This window comes from Halobacillus naozhouensis (assembly GCF_029714185.1).
In the GTDB taxonomy this organism is placed as follows: domain Bacteria; phylum Bacillota; class Bacilli; order Bacillales; family Halobacillaceae; genus Halobacillus_A; species Halobacillus_A naozhouensis.
Map to the genome: position 1 here is coordinate 3,686,134 of NZ_CP121671.1, position 14,513 is coordinate 3,700,646.

Here is a 14,513-nt window from a genome sequence, read left to right on the forward strand (position 1 = left end):
TCCATCCATCAGATTTCGAGCCTGTTTCTAACTAATCTATTATAAGAATACCGCAGCAAAAACTCAAGTTATTGCGTAATTTTTTGCACATATGTTTCGACTTCCTGGATTTGAGAAAAGTATGAAGGGATAGTAGCTGCTGCATAAATGACGACGATGGCCACCACAATGCCAAGAAACCATTTATAGGGAAGAACCTTTTTAAATGGCCGTTTGTCTTTAAAGATTGCAAATAAAATGAGTGGAAAGATGAGTGCCAGCAGAATGATATCTGTATGCCAGTGCGTTTTCACATCACTAACAGCTGCCTGAAACAGCAGCACATCAGCCATATTGTCAGCGATCTCGACCTCCGCCAGTACTTCATTCCCAAGTCCTTCCTTAACCAAAAGAGTAGAATCCTCTATCCCATAGCTATACCCGGAAGGATTCCAGTCAAATGAAAAGGTGAGGATGAGTAATGCAGCCATAACGAGGGCATAGCCTGCCGTTACGCTAATCAGTTTTTTATCCATTTTTGTAAAAACTCCTTATTTGTGGATCGGTGGATGGCGGTGAATGTAACAATTGCACGAAATTGGCCATTATTGCCTGTAGAATTATATGATTGCACATTTCACGATCTATTTGCATGAAACACCATCATAATTGCACACTTGCTAAAAATAAAGATCCGCTGCATGCAACAACGGACCCATTCTATCATTTATTTGAATCAATTTCATAATTTAAGCCCCTTGTGCCCCAAGGGATTCAAAATGTAATAAAGGAAACGCCACCCCAAGTCTAGTCAAGTAGGAAATTTGAAATCATTTTTATTAGGTTAAGGGGAGTTATCTGGAAGACCCAATCTCGAGATATGTTTCCGTTGCCTTGAACGGAGAAGGAGGTCTGGGAAATCACTCGCTTTCCGTGGGCATACGCTGAGCCTCCTCGGACTTCGTCCTCCGGGGTCTCACCTGTCATGTTCATCCCACAGGAGTCTCGCAATTTCCCGGGCCTCCTAGGGTTTGTGAGAAGAACGGAAACACTTTAGGTTCACAGTACCCAAAACGTGCTCAAACTTCTTTATAAAACTGAAGCTAAAATCTGCTGGATAAGAACCCATTTTGAACTTTTCCGAAAAGATTCTTATATTCTATCACTCTTTGGCGTTTTAAAAAGGGCAATTATGAGATTGATTCATTTAACAAACCCTAAAAGCATTTCGCGTACAAATTTGCTGGCAGCAATCGCTGTTTGCTCGGTTTGATCGTAAGCAGGAGCCACCTCAACTAAATCAGCTCCAACTACTTGAACATCAGACCCCGCAATCGCATGAATGGCTGCGAGCAGTTCTTTGGAAGAAATACCACCAGCTTCAGCAGTTCCTGTTCCTGGAGCAAAAGCCGGATCAAGAACGTCGATGTCGATCGTTACATAGACCGGACGACCGGCAAGCTCAGGCAATATCCGCTTCAAAGGCTCGAGCACTTCAAACTTCGACATATGCATGCCGCTTGCCTCCGCATACTGGAATTCTTCACGCATCCCGGAGCGGATCCCGAAAGAGTAGACATTCTCAGGTCCGAGCAGATCGCATGCTTTTCGCATCGGTGTCGAATGAGAAAGAACTTCTCCTTCGTACTCCTCTCTAAGGTCGGCATGGGCATCAATATGGATAATGGCCATGTTTGGCTGCGTTTTATGAAACGCTTTAAAGACAGGCCAACTGACGAGATGCTCTCCGCCGAGTCCGAGCGGAAACTTCCCTTTTTCCAAAAGTTCATCGATGTAGCCTTCAATAATATCAAGGCTGCGTTGGGCATTACCAAATGGGAGCAGCATGTCTCCGGCATCATAATAGCTGACTTCCTCAAGATGACTATCTAAATAGGGGCTATATTCTTCAAGGCCGATGGAGGCTTCGCGAATCCGATTCGGGCCAAATCGTGAACCCGGACGAAAGCTGACTGTCCAGTCCATCGGCATCCCGTAAATAACGGCTTGTGCTTCCTCTTCAGTCGGACGGCTCATGATAAATACTTTTCCTGAGTATGCCGGGTCAAATCGCATCGATTATTCCTCCTTGGTCATATCTTTAACGAATTTCGGCAAAGCGAAACAAGCCTTGTGAAGCTCTTTGGTGTAATATTTCGTGTCAAATGCCGTGAAACGTTCATCCGACACCTTAAGTGGATCGTAAATTTTGCTCCCCATTGTAAACGTCCACAAACCACTAGGGTAGGTGGGGATATTCGCTGTATACACGCGTGTAATCGGGAAGGTCTCTTTAACATCACCATACACTTGACGAATCAGATCTGCTTTAAACCATGGATTATCCGTTTGCGCAACAAGGATGCCATCCTCTTTCAGCGCTTTCGCAATTCCTTCATAGAACCCTTTAGTAAAAAGGGTCACGGCTGGACCTACAGGCTCTGTGGAATCAACCATAATAACGTCATATTCACGCTCGCTTTTCGCAATATGCATAAAGCCATCTGAAACTTGGACATCTACGCGGACATCATCAAGAGTGCCTGCGATGCTTGGTAAGTATTTCTTCGAGTATTCGATCACTTTTCCGTCGATTTCGGCAAGGGTCGCCTGCTCGACACTGTTATGCTTTAAGACTTCGCGAATCACACCGCCGTCGCCGCCGCCTACAATGAGCACTTTTTTCGGACTTGGGTGAGTAAACAGCGGTACATGTGCCATCATTTCGTGATAGACAAATTCATCCTTCTCGGTTGTCATTACCATATCATCAAGCAGCAGCATATTCCCCCACTCTTCCGTTTCCACCATTTCCAATTCTTGAAAATCTGTTGTTTCTTTATGCAAAGTCCGGTTCACTTTTGCAGTAATGCCAAAGTTCTCCGTCTGTTTTTCAGTAAACCATGTAGCCATTCAGAAGACTCCTTTCAACACTTTTGTAACCAATCAAATTATAGATTAAACGTTAGAAAAAGCAAGGAAATGTTTAATTTACCGGCTTTTTTCCCATAATAATAGCAATATCTATTATATCTTAACAGGTAGGAGTTAGGAAGAATGCTATTATTTATTCGTCTTAAATGGAAATGGATACGACGGTCAATGAAAGCAGCTTTCACATGCTGCATCCTTGGACTCATTGTGCTCGCAGCTGTGTTCATTTATGCAGTCAGCCTTGGTCCCCCTTCTCTTCATACCGAGCAGAATACGATCTACTATGGAGCTGATGGGAAAGTGATCGACGAGGACCATGGGGCACAGGAGCGTTACTGGATCAGTAAAGAGGAAATGCCTGAATCCATTGTCCAAGCCACGCTTGCGATCGAGGATCACCGCTTTTACGACCATTGGGGCTTTGACCTCAGACGAATTGCCTCTGCTGCGTTAACAGACTTGAAAGCTATGAAAATGGTCGAGGGAGCCAGCACGATCACCCAGCAATATGCTCGCAATCTTTACTTATCTCACGAAAAAACGTGGGCGCGGAAAATTAAAGAAGCGTTTTATGCGATGCGTTTAGAAATTTTTTACGAAAAAGACGAGATTATTGAAGGGTATTTAAACACGATTTATTACGGACACGGTGCGTATGGAATTGAGGCGGCCAGCCGTTACTATTTTGATAAACATGCAGAAGAACTTACCCTTGCAGAAGCTTCGATGCTCGCTGGAATTCCTAAGGGGCCAAGCTACTATTCTCCCTTAAATAATTCCGAAAATGCAGAAGAGCGCCAGAGTGTTATTCTCTCGCGGATGGAGGAGCTTGGCTACATCTCTGCTGAGAAGGAGCAAAAAGCAGTAGCCGTGTCCCTCGATTACTATGATCATTCTGGGGAAGCCATGAAAACAGTAGCTCCGTACTTTCAGGATAAAGTGACGGAGGAGGCAGCGAGGATTCTTGATACAGATGTGGATTCTGTCAAAACAGGCGGGTACCACATTTACACGACGCTAAACAAATCACATCAGAAAGAACTTGAACAATCCATCGATGAAACGATCGCAAACGGCTCTGAAATTCAGACAGCAAGTGTAATTATGGACAGCCAAACCGGCGCCGTCACAGCACTAGCAGGTGGAAAAGATCACTCCAAAAGTGCCTATAATAGAGTAACTGATGCCCAGAGAATGGTCGGTTCCACCATTAAACCATTTCTTTACTATGCAGCTCTGATGCGTGATTACACACCGCTTACGATGATCGCAAGTAAGCCAACGTCATTTGAATTGAAAAATGGCAAAGTCTATTCACCCAGCAACTACAATAATTATTATGCCAACCGTAAGATCACGATGGCACAAGCCTTAGCGTTATCAGACAACATCTATGCCGTAACGACGAACGTGGATATCGGACCAAAGAACTTCGTAGAGGCTTTGCGGACGTTTGGCATTTCCGGTAAGCTGCCAGCGGTACCATCCCTGGCTCTTGGTACAGCATCGATCTCGCTTTACGAAATGGTCGATGGCTACATGCGGATGGTCAGTGGATCTGCAGCGGTTCGAGCTCACACCATAACTAAAATTACCGACCGCCATGGTGAGGTCGTGTACAAGTACAAGCTGAACACTGACACTGAGAAATCAATTGACCCTAACGTGGCTTTTACGGTCACCCATATGATGACAGGGATGTTCGACAAAGCCCTCAATGGCTACATGAGTGTGACGGGAGCAAGTATCTCCGATCAGCTGACACGTATGTATGGCGGTAAGTCTGGAACAACGGATGCGGACAGCTGGATGATCGGATTCAGTCCGCAATATACCATGGGGGTTTGGACAGGATATGATGACAACCGTGATATCACTAAAACAGCTGAACACCAATATTCGAAGCAATTATGGGCCAGTACGATGGAAACAATTCATCAACCGCTCCCTGTCGCAACCTTTACTCCGACTCCAGGGGTGAAGGGTGTATATATCAACCCTAAAACCGGTAAACTCTCCGGTTCAGGCTGTCCGAAAGAAAGACTCGTTTACATGGCCGAAGAAAACATCCCAACTGAAACTTGCGAACCAAACGAAAAAAGCGACGAAGAACAAATTAACAGAGAACTCCAAGACGACTCCTGGCTCGACGGCATCGTAGACTGGTTCTCCTGATCTCCATTTACTTCCACCTCAGGTCATCCAGAATCTGGATGACCTGAGGTGGAAGTAATAACCATAAATATAATCTGAATATTTTAATAATAATAGACAAAGAAAACGACCGGTGACTAGCCGGTCGTCTTCTTTGTCCTAGTAATACATGTAAAACCCATGTTGTACTTAATATATTATTCGAACAGCTTGCTCGTCAAGATTCGATGCCCGAAAAGCTGCATATTTCATGTGAACATTTTGTGAACAAATTTAAAACTTTTCGTGAATGGGGTCCCCTCGCTGTTTTGTCATTCTCAGCCCCTTTTCAACATGACCTGCTGCAAATTATATTTAACGAACCAGTCTTGTGATTACAAGAAACAGAAAAGGCGCTTCCCTTTTCAAAACCGGAAGCGCCTCAATCATTATTCAAATCCAAGTGAATCTTTCAACTCCTGATCTGAATTCTCCCACAGCTCGGGTTTAAAATCACGCAAATACTCCCCAAGGATTCGCTTCGACTTCTCATCCATATGTTCCAAGACGAAGCGGCCTTTTAGTGATTTATCCATCTGATTCACGTGCTCAGGCATTGATTTGTAGCCGCGGCGAATTTCACGATCAACGACAAGTTCACTTCCAGATACTCCATAATAACAAGGTTTACCACCCCGATGACCGACCGTCACCCATGCAATCCAATACAGTTTTCCATTTGGAACTTCTGAACGATCAGGTTGAAAGCGAACACGCTTTTCGACCTTACTTCGAGCGTGAAGCGCACCCATATCAACAAACGCCTCTTCCTCATTAGGATCAACAATCACCGGCGTCATGTTCTCAAGGCTGATAGACCCAACCCCATACCCGCCATGACCATCTGTGGAGTCATCTTTTATAATGGTAAATTGATTTTTCTTCTTGTCATTACTTTCGTTTTCATCTTTATTTTTAAATTGATCAAATTCCTTCATTCTGAATGACATCCTCCCTCTAGACTGCTGTTGCTTCTACTTTAACATACACATGTCCTACTTTTCACTCAACAAAAACTCCAATGATTCTTATCGGTGCGGGCAGGAATTTGGCATTTTTTGCAGAAGAGAGTATAGTGATCCAATTAACGCTTTAAAGGGAGAGAGCCAATATGCCTATTATTACTGTACAAATGCTCGAAGGCCGAACTGATGATCAAAAGGAAGCTCTAGTTGAAAAAGTTACGGACGCAATGACAGATACAACGGGCGCCCGCAAAGAAGCAGTTACTGTTGTGATTGAAGAAATGGCTAAACAAAACTATGGTGTAGCAGGAAAACGATTGATGGATTAATTTACTAGTATCCAATGTTTGAAGATTTCCACAAGTGGAAGGCAGTCTTATAGAATGTTAAACCTTATGAAAGGAAGGAATGTAAAATGAACCATTTATCCTTAGAAAATGCGAAAAAGTTAATTGAAAGTGCTGAGAAAGAGGCTAACAATCTGGATGTGGCCATGGTAATTTCGATCTTGGATGACGGCGGAAACTTAATAGCTGTCCATCGTATGGATGATGCATGGCTTGCCAGTGTCGATATCGCCCAAAATAAAGCTTGGACCTCAGTAGCCCTTAAAATGCCTACTTCTGACTTAGCAGAAGCAACTGTGCCAAAAGCCGAACTTTACGGCCTAAATACTACTAATAATGGACGCATCGTTGTATTCGGCGGTGGTATCCCACTCGTTAAAGAAGGGAAAGTGGTTGGAGCTGTTGGTGTCAGTGGCAGTAAAGTAGAACACGATGTACAGGTTGCTGAAGCAGCCGTTAAAGCTTTCGAATCACTGTAAACTAAAGACCATTATTCCAAGGCTGTCCTGGAAACGAATTAGTCTATAACCTGTTGGCTATCCAAAAATTTCAGCCCCCTAAAAACCAGTCTAAACGCAAACAATCCCGTATCACTTTGAAGGTGATACGGGATTTTAATATCCAGCTCAGAAAAAAATCAGACCTCAAAAGAAATACTATTCCTCTTGATCTCCCTCTTTTATTGAAGCTGATGGAGCACTATCTTCCCCTTCATTTTTCTTAAAGCCCTTATCTAATCTTCCTGCATTTTCGATGTCACCGGAAGCCTTGTAACCAGCGATTTCAGTGTTAGAGGTTGTGCCATAAAGCCCCATGCCGCCTAATTCACCATTTACATTTTCTTTATTGCGATCTTTTTCATTATCCACTTTTTTTCACCTCCTGATGGTAATATAACCAAAGGAGACCTCATCTATAGATGATCACAATTGTTACATAAATGGGAAGGCAACTTTGCTTCATAATTATAAAACAACATCAAAACCGCTTTTTTTCAAAAGCAGGTCATTATGATCTCCTAAAGTTCCCTACTACTTCAACCGTTTCACTGACGCTCACAAATGCTTTCGGGTCAACACTTGAGATAAGAGATTTAACTATGGCCAGTTCATATCGGGAAATAACTGTGTACAGCACTTTGCGTTCAGTATTAGAATAGCCGCCCTGTCCATCCATAACAGTAACACCACGAATTAAGTTTCCAAGGAGCTCATCTTTAACCTCCTGTCCTCGATTCGTAACCACCATCAGATTCAATTTGATATGACGGGTGTGAACACGGTCAATAACAATCCCGGTAATATAAATCGAAGCCATTGTATATAGTGCAAGGTCCCAGGCAAAGATAAAACCGGATACAAACACAACAATACTATTCAGGCCAAAAATTAATCCACCTAGAGGGATATCACGCTTTTGGGTAAGAACAAGTCCAATAACATCAAACCCTCCAGTTGATCCATAAAATCTTATAATAAAACCAATAGATATTCCGGCAATGACCCCTCCAAACACTGCAGATAACAAAGCGTCATCGGTAATCTTCATTACTGGGATATACTGCATGGATATAGAAGTGGTAAAAACAGAAAATATACTGTTCCATATAAATTCCTTACCTACCTTCATCCAGCCAATAATTAAAATAGGGATATTTAAAATGACAAGCCATATACCTGCGTTTATGGGAGAAAGCAGCCCAAAAACCATGGCAAGACCTGTTACTCCACCTGTCAATACTTCATGGGGGAGCAAGAACATATTAAAAGCAAATCCTAAAACAATAGAAAATACAAAGAGTACAGCATATTTATATAAATGATTCATTGACTTCACCTCGATCCGGATATTAGCAGGAACACCTAATGAATTTTAGTGGCCATGATAGTAAAAGTCAATATCGTTTTAATAGGGCCAAAGTCTCTATTATCACTAGTTAATCGTTCCTTTCCGGAAAGGTAAATTAGATCCCTTAAACTACCTACCACTTAACAGCTTTACGAATCGAAAGAAGGCTTATATACAGGGGCCAGTCCGATTCTTCATGATATCTTTTAAAATAATTGCTCATGAACCAGATGATTCCTTATCGTTTAACTTTCTGAAGGATTATCCCCCTTGGAGCATTTTTCTGATTATGCGGATTTGACCTCTATGATTAATTTCATCCTCAAACACATGGAACCAAATAAAGTAATTATTTGATGTATGATTGTCCCATAACCTTTCTTTGTATAGCCATTCATCATCTCTTTTTTGAAACTCTTCTAAGGTCCTGTTTCGAACCTGCTGCAGTTTATCCATATAAAAATCGAGAGAATTTCCTCGAATTTGTCTTCTTCCCTCATTCCCAAGTTCGTATGCTGCTCCCCATTTTTCAGACTCCTGCTTATTTGGAGCTCTATCCTCAAATATCTCAATCTGAAACCCCACTTCAATAGCAGCCATATGTAATAATAGAGCACCGATAGAGTTCGCATCTTCTTCCGGCAAAAAATCAAGCTGTTGTGTGGTCAACCCTTTTACTGCATTCAAGGTTGTATGCCTTGCATAATTCATCATGGAGACCAAATGACCTATTTGCGAGGTGTAACCTTCCGTCTTCTTTATCTTAAATTTCATTGTAATCCCCTTACTTTTTTAACTTCGGGACTTCGATTTATTGCACCCTCACAGATGGATTGAGATGTTCACTTTCAATTACAATTGCAGTCAATCCTTGATTGGTGACCGTCTCATTCCCTATGTGTGCCGGATATTCGTTTTGAACGATACGAGACAGGATAAAATTAGAATCAAACTTTGTGATTGTTTACCAAATTCCCTGCCGAACTTAAATACTTTCAAAGATATCGCCTGTCTTTTATCAACCTTTTTCCATGCTCATGTTTTCACATCTCCAGTTCATGATTTTAACCACAACCTCCTGGCCTGTTCATCAGACAGCCCCAATCGCTTGATAAAAAATAAATGAAGCAGCTCTTCTTCATCCCATTCCTTATAAATGTCGACTAACTTCTCTACGTTTCCCTCACAATACACCTCGACAAGAGCTTTTATCGTTTCAGCACTACGCCAGTAATCATAAAAATCACCGGCATAACCTGGACTCTCTCCTTGGCGATATCCTGCTTTTCCAAATTGATCGAGTGTGTATTCACCATAATCTCCTTTATAGGTTTCGATCAGAAGATTTTCCACTTCCGTAATCTCCTTAAATCTCTCCTCAGACAACATCAGCCTTCGTGGAATGTATTCACACATTCCTTCCTCAAACCACATATTCTCCTCGTCACCTTCGAAGTCATCATGAAAAAAGTCGGCATGATGAGTGAGCTCATGGGCAGCAATCATGGCAACGTCAACTTCCTCCAGCGATGAATAATACTCAACGGCTTTTGTAACATCCTTCCCTCTAGTTGATGCTAAGAAGATATCTCTCCATACCTCCGTTAACGGATTTAAGTGGATCAAGTCCCTCGATGTATAAGCCGGCAATGGAATCTCTGAATAAAGTTCAGTTGCTGATTTGAGATCGTGAAAGACTATTCCTCTTGGATCTTCAAAAGTAGTGAATTTTTTTAGATCGTTAGCAAAGTTAGTTAAGGATTCGATTATTTTTTTACCACTTTCTTCAATTTCTTTAACGTATGACGTATCTGTGACCGAGACAGCGTACTTCATAGCACTTCCTCCAAACAATTATAGACTTTCAAATTAAACTTCTATGAACTTCCTAAAAATTCCTTCCTAAAAAGCACGCAAAAACGCTCACCTAAGACAGAGCGTTTTCGATCATCCCTAGCCATTTTTTCTAATTGGAGGTTTCTTAAAAAGCACTGTCAATTACCTTTAAATGGGAAAAAACCTTTAATAACAAACAATTCTATACCCATTTACAAAAAATTAATACTTCTTATATCTCCTTTTATCTCGTTATATCTCCTTTTATCTAAACCCTTGATCTGAATAGGGGTTTAGGGTGATTTCCTCCCTTAATTAAATTTCAGATTTTCTCAAATCGTCTGTATTTTTAACTATACCCTAGCAATTTGTAATGTCACCCACCTTAGTGTGTGCCATCCCCATTCACAAGAAATAATGCCGTTTTTTACCTATAAAGCTGGTTTGATTATCTGCGTAGAGACCACTATTATAAAAACATTGACAACGGCAGAGCAGTCCTTAAGTAAACGGTTACAATGCTGACTGCCTTATTTGATCAATGCTAGGAAGAAATTTGTTTAAAAAATCAAAGGAGGATATGGTCATAATCACATTCCAGTATGAAACAGGTGAGCTCGTATGACTAATGAAACCGCAACAGTTACTCGGACTGATCAACACTTAACCTTTGAGAAACCAACCGTTGAAGATGGTTCTGCTATGTGGGAACTCGTCAACAACTCAACCCTCGATCAAAATTCACCCTACAAGTACATTATGATGTGTGAATACTTTGCAGAAACCTGTGTCGTTGCAAAAGAAAACGGCAAATTAGTCGGGTTCGTCACTGCTTTTATCCCGCCTGAACAAAGTGATGTTGTATTTGTGTGGCAAATCGGGATTGATTCTTCCCAGCGTGGTAAAGGTGTAGCTTCCAGAATTTTAAATGAACTGGTTGAGCGCGAAGTTTGCAATGAGGTGCGTTACCTTGAAGCTACCGTTACACCATCAAATGAAGCTTCACAATCCCTTTTTAAAAAATTAGCACGTGACCACAAAACGACGTGTACGATTACAGAGTGCTTCCCTGAGGATTTATTTCCAGGAGAGGGACATGAGGAAGAATTAACTTTTCGAATTGGACCATTTTCTAAACCGAACACTTCCGATAACCATAAATAACTCTAATTCTATCAAGGAGGATTGCAATTTATGAAAAACGATCTAACTGTATTTGAAGAACTAGAATCAGAGGTACGATCCTATTGCCGCAGCTTCCCTACCATTTTTACAAAAGCTAAAGGGTACAAGATGTGGGACGTAGATGACAAAGAATATTTAGACTTCTTTAGTGGGGCCGGGGCTTTGAACTATGGCCATAACGATCCGAATATGAAAGAGAAGCTTATTGATTATATTACTCATGATGGAATTACTCATAGCTTGGATATGGCTTCCGATGCAAAAGCTGATTTCTTAAACAAGCTGAATGACGTCATTCTTAAACCACGTGACCTTGATTATAAAGTTATGTTCCCTGGACCGACGGGTACGAACACTGTAGAAAGTGCACTTAAACTGGCTCGTAAAGTAACAAAACGTACCGAAGTTGTCAGCTTTACGAATGGTTTCCATGGTATGACGATTGGAGCGCTTTCCGTAACAGGAAACTCCTTCAAGCGTAAAGGTGCAGGCATTCCGCTTCATAATGCGATTACGATGCCATATGACAACTATATTGATGAAAACCTTGATACACTCGACTACTTTGAGCGCTACCTTGAAGATGGCGGCAGCGGGGTTGAAATTCCGGCAGCTGTCATTCTTGAAACCGTACAGGGCGAAGGCGGTCTGAACACTGCGCGCTTTGAGTGGTTGAAGAAACTTGATGCTATTTGTAAACGATTCGACATCTTCTTGATTATTGATGACGTGCAAGCAGGTGTCGGACGTACAGGCACATTCTTCAGTTTTGAACCAGCTGGTATCAAACCGGATGTTGTCTGCCTATCTAAATCAATTGGCGGCTATGGTCTGCCATTTGCGATCACATTGATTAAGCCTGAGCACGATATTTGGGGACCAGGTGAACACAACGGAACATTCCGTGGTAACAATATGGCTTTCGTAACAGCTACTGAAGCCCTTCGCTACTGGGAAGACCCAAGCTTTGAAGAGGGCATTAAAGAAAGAGGCGAGAAAATCACTGCATTCCTGGATGGCTTAATTGAGAAATATCCAGAAATGAAAGGATATCGCAAAGGCCGCGGCATCATGCAGGGAATTTCCTCTGGCGTAGAAGGTTTCTCTGAAAAAGTTGCTGAATTAGCATTCCAACAAGGTCTAATCATGGAAACAGCTGGTTCTGACGATGAAGTGTTCAAACTCTTCCCGCCGATCAATATTGACATGGAAGCTCTTGAACAAGGCTTTGAGAAGATCGAAGCAGCCGTAGAAGCTGTTGCAAAAGAAAAAGAATTAGTTACATCTTAATCAACTACTCAATTTACTATACAACACTTATTGGAGGCCGAAATTATGAAAGTAGTAAAACTAGAAGACGTTCTTGGAACAGACAAAGAAATCAAAGGTGAAAATTGGACTTCCCGCCGTTTGTTATTTAAAAAAGATGGCATGGGGTACTCTGTGAATGATACAGTTATCAAAGCTGGTACAGAAACACATATCTGGTACCAGAATCACCTAGAAGCCGTTTACTGCATTGAAGGTGAAGGCGAAGTGGAAACACTTAAAGACGGTAAAGTCTGGCCAATTAAAAAGAATGAAATCTATGCACTAGATGAGAATGATGAGCACTTACTGCGTGCGTACGAAGGCTCAGATATGCGTATGGTTTGTGTATTCAACCCACCGCTTACCGGCCGTGAGATTCATGATGAGAATGGAGTTTATCCAGTCGATGATTCTGATGAATAAATCATAAGAAAATCCTCCCTGTCGAGCAGGGAGGATTTCTTTATTTATGAAGGGAAACCCAGAATAGCTTTCTTCTCAAGATACTCTTCAATACCAAAATCGCCCCATTCTCTTCCAATACCGGACTGCTTATAACCGCCAAACGGAGCTGAGAAGTCTTTTCCTTTATCGTTAATTGTAATCCGCCCTGCGCGAATGCTTGTTGCTGCTTTGCGAAGCAGCTCTGGATCTTTACCTACTACATAACCCGCCAATCCATAAACCGTGTCATTGGCAATTTCAATCGCTTCATCTAATGTTTCATAAGTAATAATCGACATGACCGGTCCAAAGATCTCTTCTCGAGCAATCACCATATCATTTTTCACATCTGAAAATACAGTAGGTTTCACGAAGTATCCCTTATCAAGACCTTCTGGCTTACCCGCTCCACCAGTGATTAAGGTAGCTCCCTCTTCGATTCCTTTTTCGATATAGGATTGAACGCGATCCCATTGCTTTTTGGATACGAGCGGCCCCACAACCGATTCTTTCCGCGGGTCTCCAACAGGAAACTCTGGCAGTACTTGTTCTACCGCGTCTTCAAAAGAGCTTTTTATCGAAGCAGGAACAATGATACGAGTAGCCGCTGAGCAGACCTGGCCCGTATTCATGGAAATGTGTGTAACAGCTGACCTGGCTGCTTGCTCAAGGTCGGCATCTTCCAGCACTATAAGCGGTGATTTGCCTCCTAATTCAAGCGCCACGTTCTTAATCGTCTTCGCAGCATTTTCCATTATTTTTTGACCGACGCCTACTGAACCAGTAAAGGAAACAAAATCTATATCGGGGTGCGAGCTGATCCCGTCCCCAATGACATCGCCTGCGCCATTGACCAGATTAAAGACTCCTTTAGGAACGCCTACTTCGTCAAAAATTTCCGCTAAAATCATGGCGGCAAATGGAGTCAATTCAGATGGTTTTAAGACAACTGGGCTCCCTGCTGCGAAAGCGCTGGCAATCTTCGTTGACGTTTGATTTGTAGGGAAATTCCATGGGGTGATCAGCCCGCTGACCCCTACTGATTCTTTAACTAATGTATGGTTACCGCGCTGCTCCATAAAGGAAAAATTCTTAAGCGATTCAGCTGCCTGGGAAAAATGAGAATAACCCATTTTATAATGAACTTTTTCTGAAATAGATAAAGGAGCACCAAGTTCATCTGTCATCACTTCAATGAGATCATCTTTACGTCTTTCATACTCAGCCGCAATCTTTTCGAGCATTTCTATCCGCTCTTCTTTTGAAGTTTGTGAAAACGCAGGAAGAGCATCCTGAGCCGCTCTGACTGCTTTATCCAGGTCTTCCTTAGTTCCAAAGCTGATTTTCCCGATCACTTCCTCTGTTGCCGGGTTAATCACTTCTTCCGTTTCGGATCCAGTTGATTCTATCCATTCTCCATTAATGTAATGTTTCAAATAGTTACGCATTTCCACCGTCTCCTTCTATAAAA

Annotated in this window: 15 protein-coding genes; 6 read left to right on the forward strand and 9 right to left on the reverse strand. The window is 42.1% G+C overall.

What is annotated here, in order from left to right:
- Window positions 1-68: 68 nt before the first annotated feature.
- From P9989_RS18920 to speE, 3 genes are all read right to left on the reverse strand, one after another.
- A complete protein-coding gene (locus P9989_RS18920) occupies window positions 69-515 on the reverse strand; it encodes a hypothetical protein (RefSeq protein ID WP_283076399.1) in 447 nt (148 codons plus the stop codon).
- Between the two features lie 667 nt (window positions 516-1,182).
- Window positions 1,183-2,055: an agmatinase gene (gene speB / locus P9989_RS18925; protein ID WP_283076400.1), complete on the reverse strand. Its 873-nt coding sequence runs from the start codon at window positions 2,053-2,055 to the stop codon at window positions 1,183-1,185.
- A 3-nt stretch (window positions 2,056-2,058) separates the two neighbouring features.
- Window positions 2,059-2,892: a polyamine aminopropyltransferase gene (speE, locus tag P9989_RS18930; RefSeq protein ID WP_283076401.1), complete on the reverse strand. Its 834-nt coding sequence runs from the start codon at window positions 2,890-2,892 to the stop codon at window positions 2,059-2,061.
- Between the two features lie 144 nt (window positions 2,893-3,036).
- On the opposite strand from speE, the gene P9989_RS18935 reads away from it, so the two are divergent.
- On the forward strand, window positions 3,037-5,088 hold the full coding sequence (locus P9989_RS18935) for a transglycosylase domain-containing protein (protein WP_283076402.1): 2,052 nt from the start codon (window positions 3,037-3,039) through the stop codon (window positions 5,086-5,088).
- A gap of 407 nt (window positions 5,089-5,495) precedes the next feature.
- Here P9989_RS18935 and P9989_RS18940 read toward each other — a convergent pair whose 3' ends face one another.
- On the reverse strand, window positions 5,496-6,044 hold the full coding sequence (locus P9989_RS18940) for a YwhD family protein (protein WP_283076403.1): 549 nt from the start codon (window positions 6,042-6,044) through the stop codon (window positions 5,496-5,498).
- 173 nt (window positions 6,045-6,217) lie between these two features.
- Between P9989_RS18940 and P9989_RS18945 the strand changes: the two genes are divergently transcribed.
- Complete coding sequence (locus P9989_RS18945; RefSeq protein WP_283076404.1) at window positions 6,218-6,400, forward strand: 2-hydroxymuconate tautomerase; 183 nt, start codon at window positions 6,218-6,220, stop codon at window positions 6,398-6,400.
- A gap of 86 nt (window positions 6,401-6,486) precedes the next feature.
- On the forward strand, window positions 6,487-6,897 hold the full coding sequence (locus P9989_RS18950) for a GlcG/HbpS family heme-binding protein (RefSeq protein ID WP_283076405.1): 411 nt from the start codon (window positions 6,487-6,489) through the stop codon (window positions 6,895-6,897).
- A 177-nt stretch (window positions 6,898-7,074) separates the two neighbouring features.
- On the opposite strand, the gene P9989_RS18955 is transcribed toward P9989_RS18950, so the two are convergent.
- From P9989_RS18955 to P9989_RS18970, 4 genes are all read right to left on the reverse strand, one after another.
- Complete coding sequence (locus P9989_RS18955; protein WP_283076406.1) at window positions 7,075-7,287, reverse strand: hypothetical protein; 213 nt, start codon at window positions 7,285-7,287, stop codon at window positions 7,075-7,077.
- 139 nt (window positions 7,288-7,426) lie between these two features.
- Window positions 7,427-8,245 (reverse strand): YitT family protein, encoded by an 819-nt coding sequence (locus tag P9989_RS18960; RefSeq protein WP_283076407.1) that lies wholly within the window; start codon window positions 8,243-8,245, stop codon window positions 7,427-7,429.
- A 282-nt stretch (window positions 8,246-8,527) separates the two neighbouring features.
- Window positions 8,528-9,040, reverse strand: a complete 513-nt coding sequence (locus P9989_RS18965; RefSeq protein WP_283076408.1) for a DinB family protein — start codon at window positions 9,038-9,040, stop codon at window positions 8,528-8,530.
- A gap of 282 nt (window positions 9,041-9,322) precedes the next feature.
- Window positions 9,323-10,102, reverse strand: a complete 780-nt coding sequence (locus P9989_RS18970; RefSeq protein ID WP_283076409.1) for a hypothetical protein — start codon at window positions 10,100-10,102, stop codon at window positions 9,323-9,325.
- Window positions 10,103-10,723: 621 nt separating this feature from the next.
- Between P9989_RS18970 and ectA the strand changes: the two genes are divergently transcribed.
- Genes ectA through P9989_RS18985 form a run of 3 tightly spaced genes read left to right on the forward strand, consistent with a single transcriptional unit; the run spans window position 10,724 to window position 13,021 of the window.
- Window positions 10,724-11,266, forward strand: coding sequence for a diaminobutyrate acetyltransferase (ectA, locus tag P9989_RS18975; protein WP_283076410.1), 543 nt, complete (start codon window positions 10,724-10,726; stop codon window positions 11,264-11,266).
- Window positions 11,267-11,296: 30 nt separating this feature from the next.
- Window positions 11,297-12,577: a diaminobutyrate--2-oxoglutarate transaminase gene (ectB, locus tag P9989_RS18980; protein ID WP_283076411.1), complete on the forward strand. Its 1,281-nt coding sequence runs from the start codon at window positions 11,297-11,299 to the stop codon at window positions 12,575-12,577.
- A 45-nt stretch (window positions 12,578-12,622) separates the two neighbouring features.
- The gene (locus P9989_RS18985; protein WP_283076412.1) at window positions 12,623-13,021 is read left to right on the forward strand and encodes an ectoine synthase; all 399 of its coding nucleotides are present in this window, start codon (window positions 12,623-12,625) and stop codon (window positions 13,019-13,021) included.
- 44 nt (window positions 13,022-13,065) lie between these two features.
- On the opposite strand, the gene P9989_RS18990 is transcribed toward P9989_RS18985, so the two are convergent.
- On the reverse strand, window positions 13,066-14,490 hold the full coding sequence (locus tag P9989_RS18990; protein ID WP_283076413.1) for an aldehyde dehydrogenase family protein: 1,425 nt from the start codon (window positions 14,488-14,490) through the stop codon (window positions 13,066-13,068).
- Between the last annotated feature and the right edge of the window lie 23 nt (window positions 14,491-14,513).

Bases quoted from the DNA above. Each gene is read 5' to 3' on its own strand.
- P9989_RS18960 (WP_283076407.1), bottom strand. From the start codon at position 8,245: ATGAATCATTTATATAAATATGCTGTACTCTTTGTATTTTCTATTGTT.
- speE (WP_283076401.1), bottom strand. From the start codon at position 2,892: ATGGCTACATGGTTTACTGAAAAACAGACGGAGAACTTTGGCATTACT.
- P9989_RS18920 (WP_283076399.1), bottom strand. From the start codon at position 515: ATGGATAAAAAACTGATTAGCGTAACGGCAGGCTATGCCCTCGTTATG.
- P9989_RS18940 (WP_283076403.1), bottom strand. From the start codon at position 6,044: ATGAAGGAATTTGATCAATTTAAAAATAAAGATGAAAACGAAAGTAAT.
- P9989_RS18965 (WP_283076408.1), bottom strand. From the start codon at position 9,040: ATGAAATTTAAGATAAAGAAGACGGAAGGTTACACCTCGCAAATAGGT.
- speB (WP_283076400.1), bottom strand. From the start codon at position 2,055: ATGCGATTTGACCCGGCATACTCAGGAAAAGTATTTATCATGAGCCGT.
- P9989_RS18990 (WP_283076413.1), bottom strand. From the start codon at position 14,490: ATGCGTAACTATTTGAAACATTACATTAATGGAGAATGGATAGAATCA.
- ectA (WP_283076410.1), top strand. From the start codon at position 10,724: ATGACTAATGAAACCGCAACAGTTACTCGGACTGATCAACACTTAACC.
- P9989_RS18935 (WP_283076402.1), top strand. From the start codon at position 3,037: ATGCTATTATTTATTCGTCTTAAATGGAAATGGATACGACGGTCAATG.
- P9989_RS18970 (WP_283076409.1), bottom strand. From the start codon at position 10,102: ATGAAGTACGCTGTCTCGGTCACAGATACGTCATACGTTAAAGAAATT.
- P9989_RS18950 (WP_283076405.1), top strand. From the start codon at position 6,487: ATGAACCATTTATCCTTAGAAAATGCGAAAAAGTTAATTGAAAGTGCT.
- P9989_RS18985 (WP_283076412.1), top strand. From the start codon at position 12,623: ATGAAAGTAGTAAAACTAGAAGACGTTCTTGGAACAGACAAAGAAATC.
- P9989_RS18945 (WP_283076404.1), top strand. From the start codon at position 6,218: ATGCCTATTATTACTGTACAAATGCTCGAAGGCCGAACTGATGATCAA.
- ectB (WP_283076411.1), top strand. From the start codon at position 11,297: ATGAAAAACGATCTAACTGTATTTGAAGAACTAGAATCAGAGGTACGA.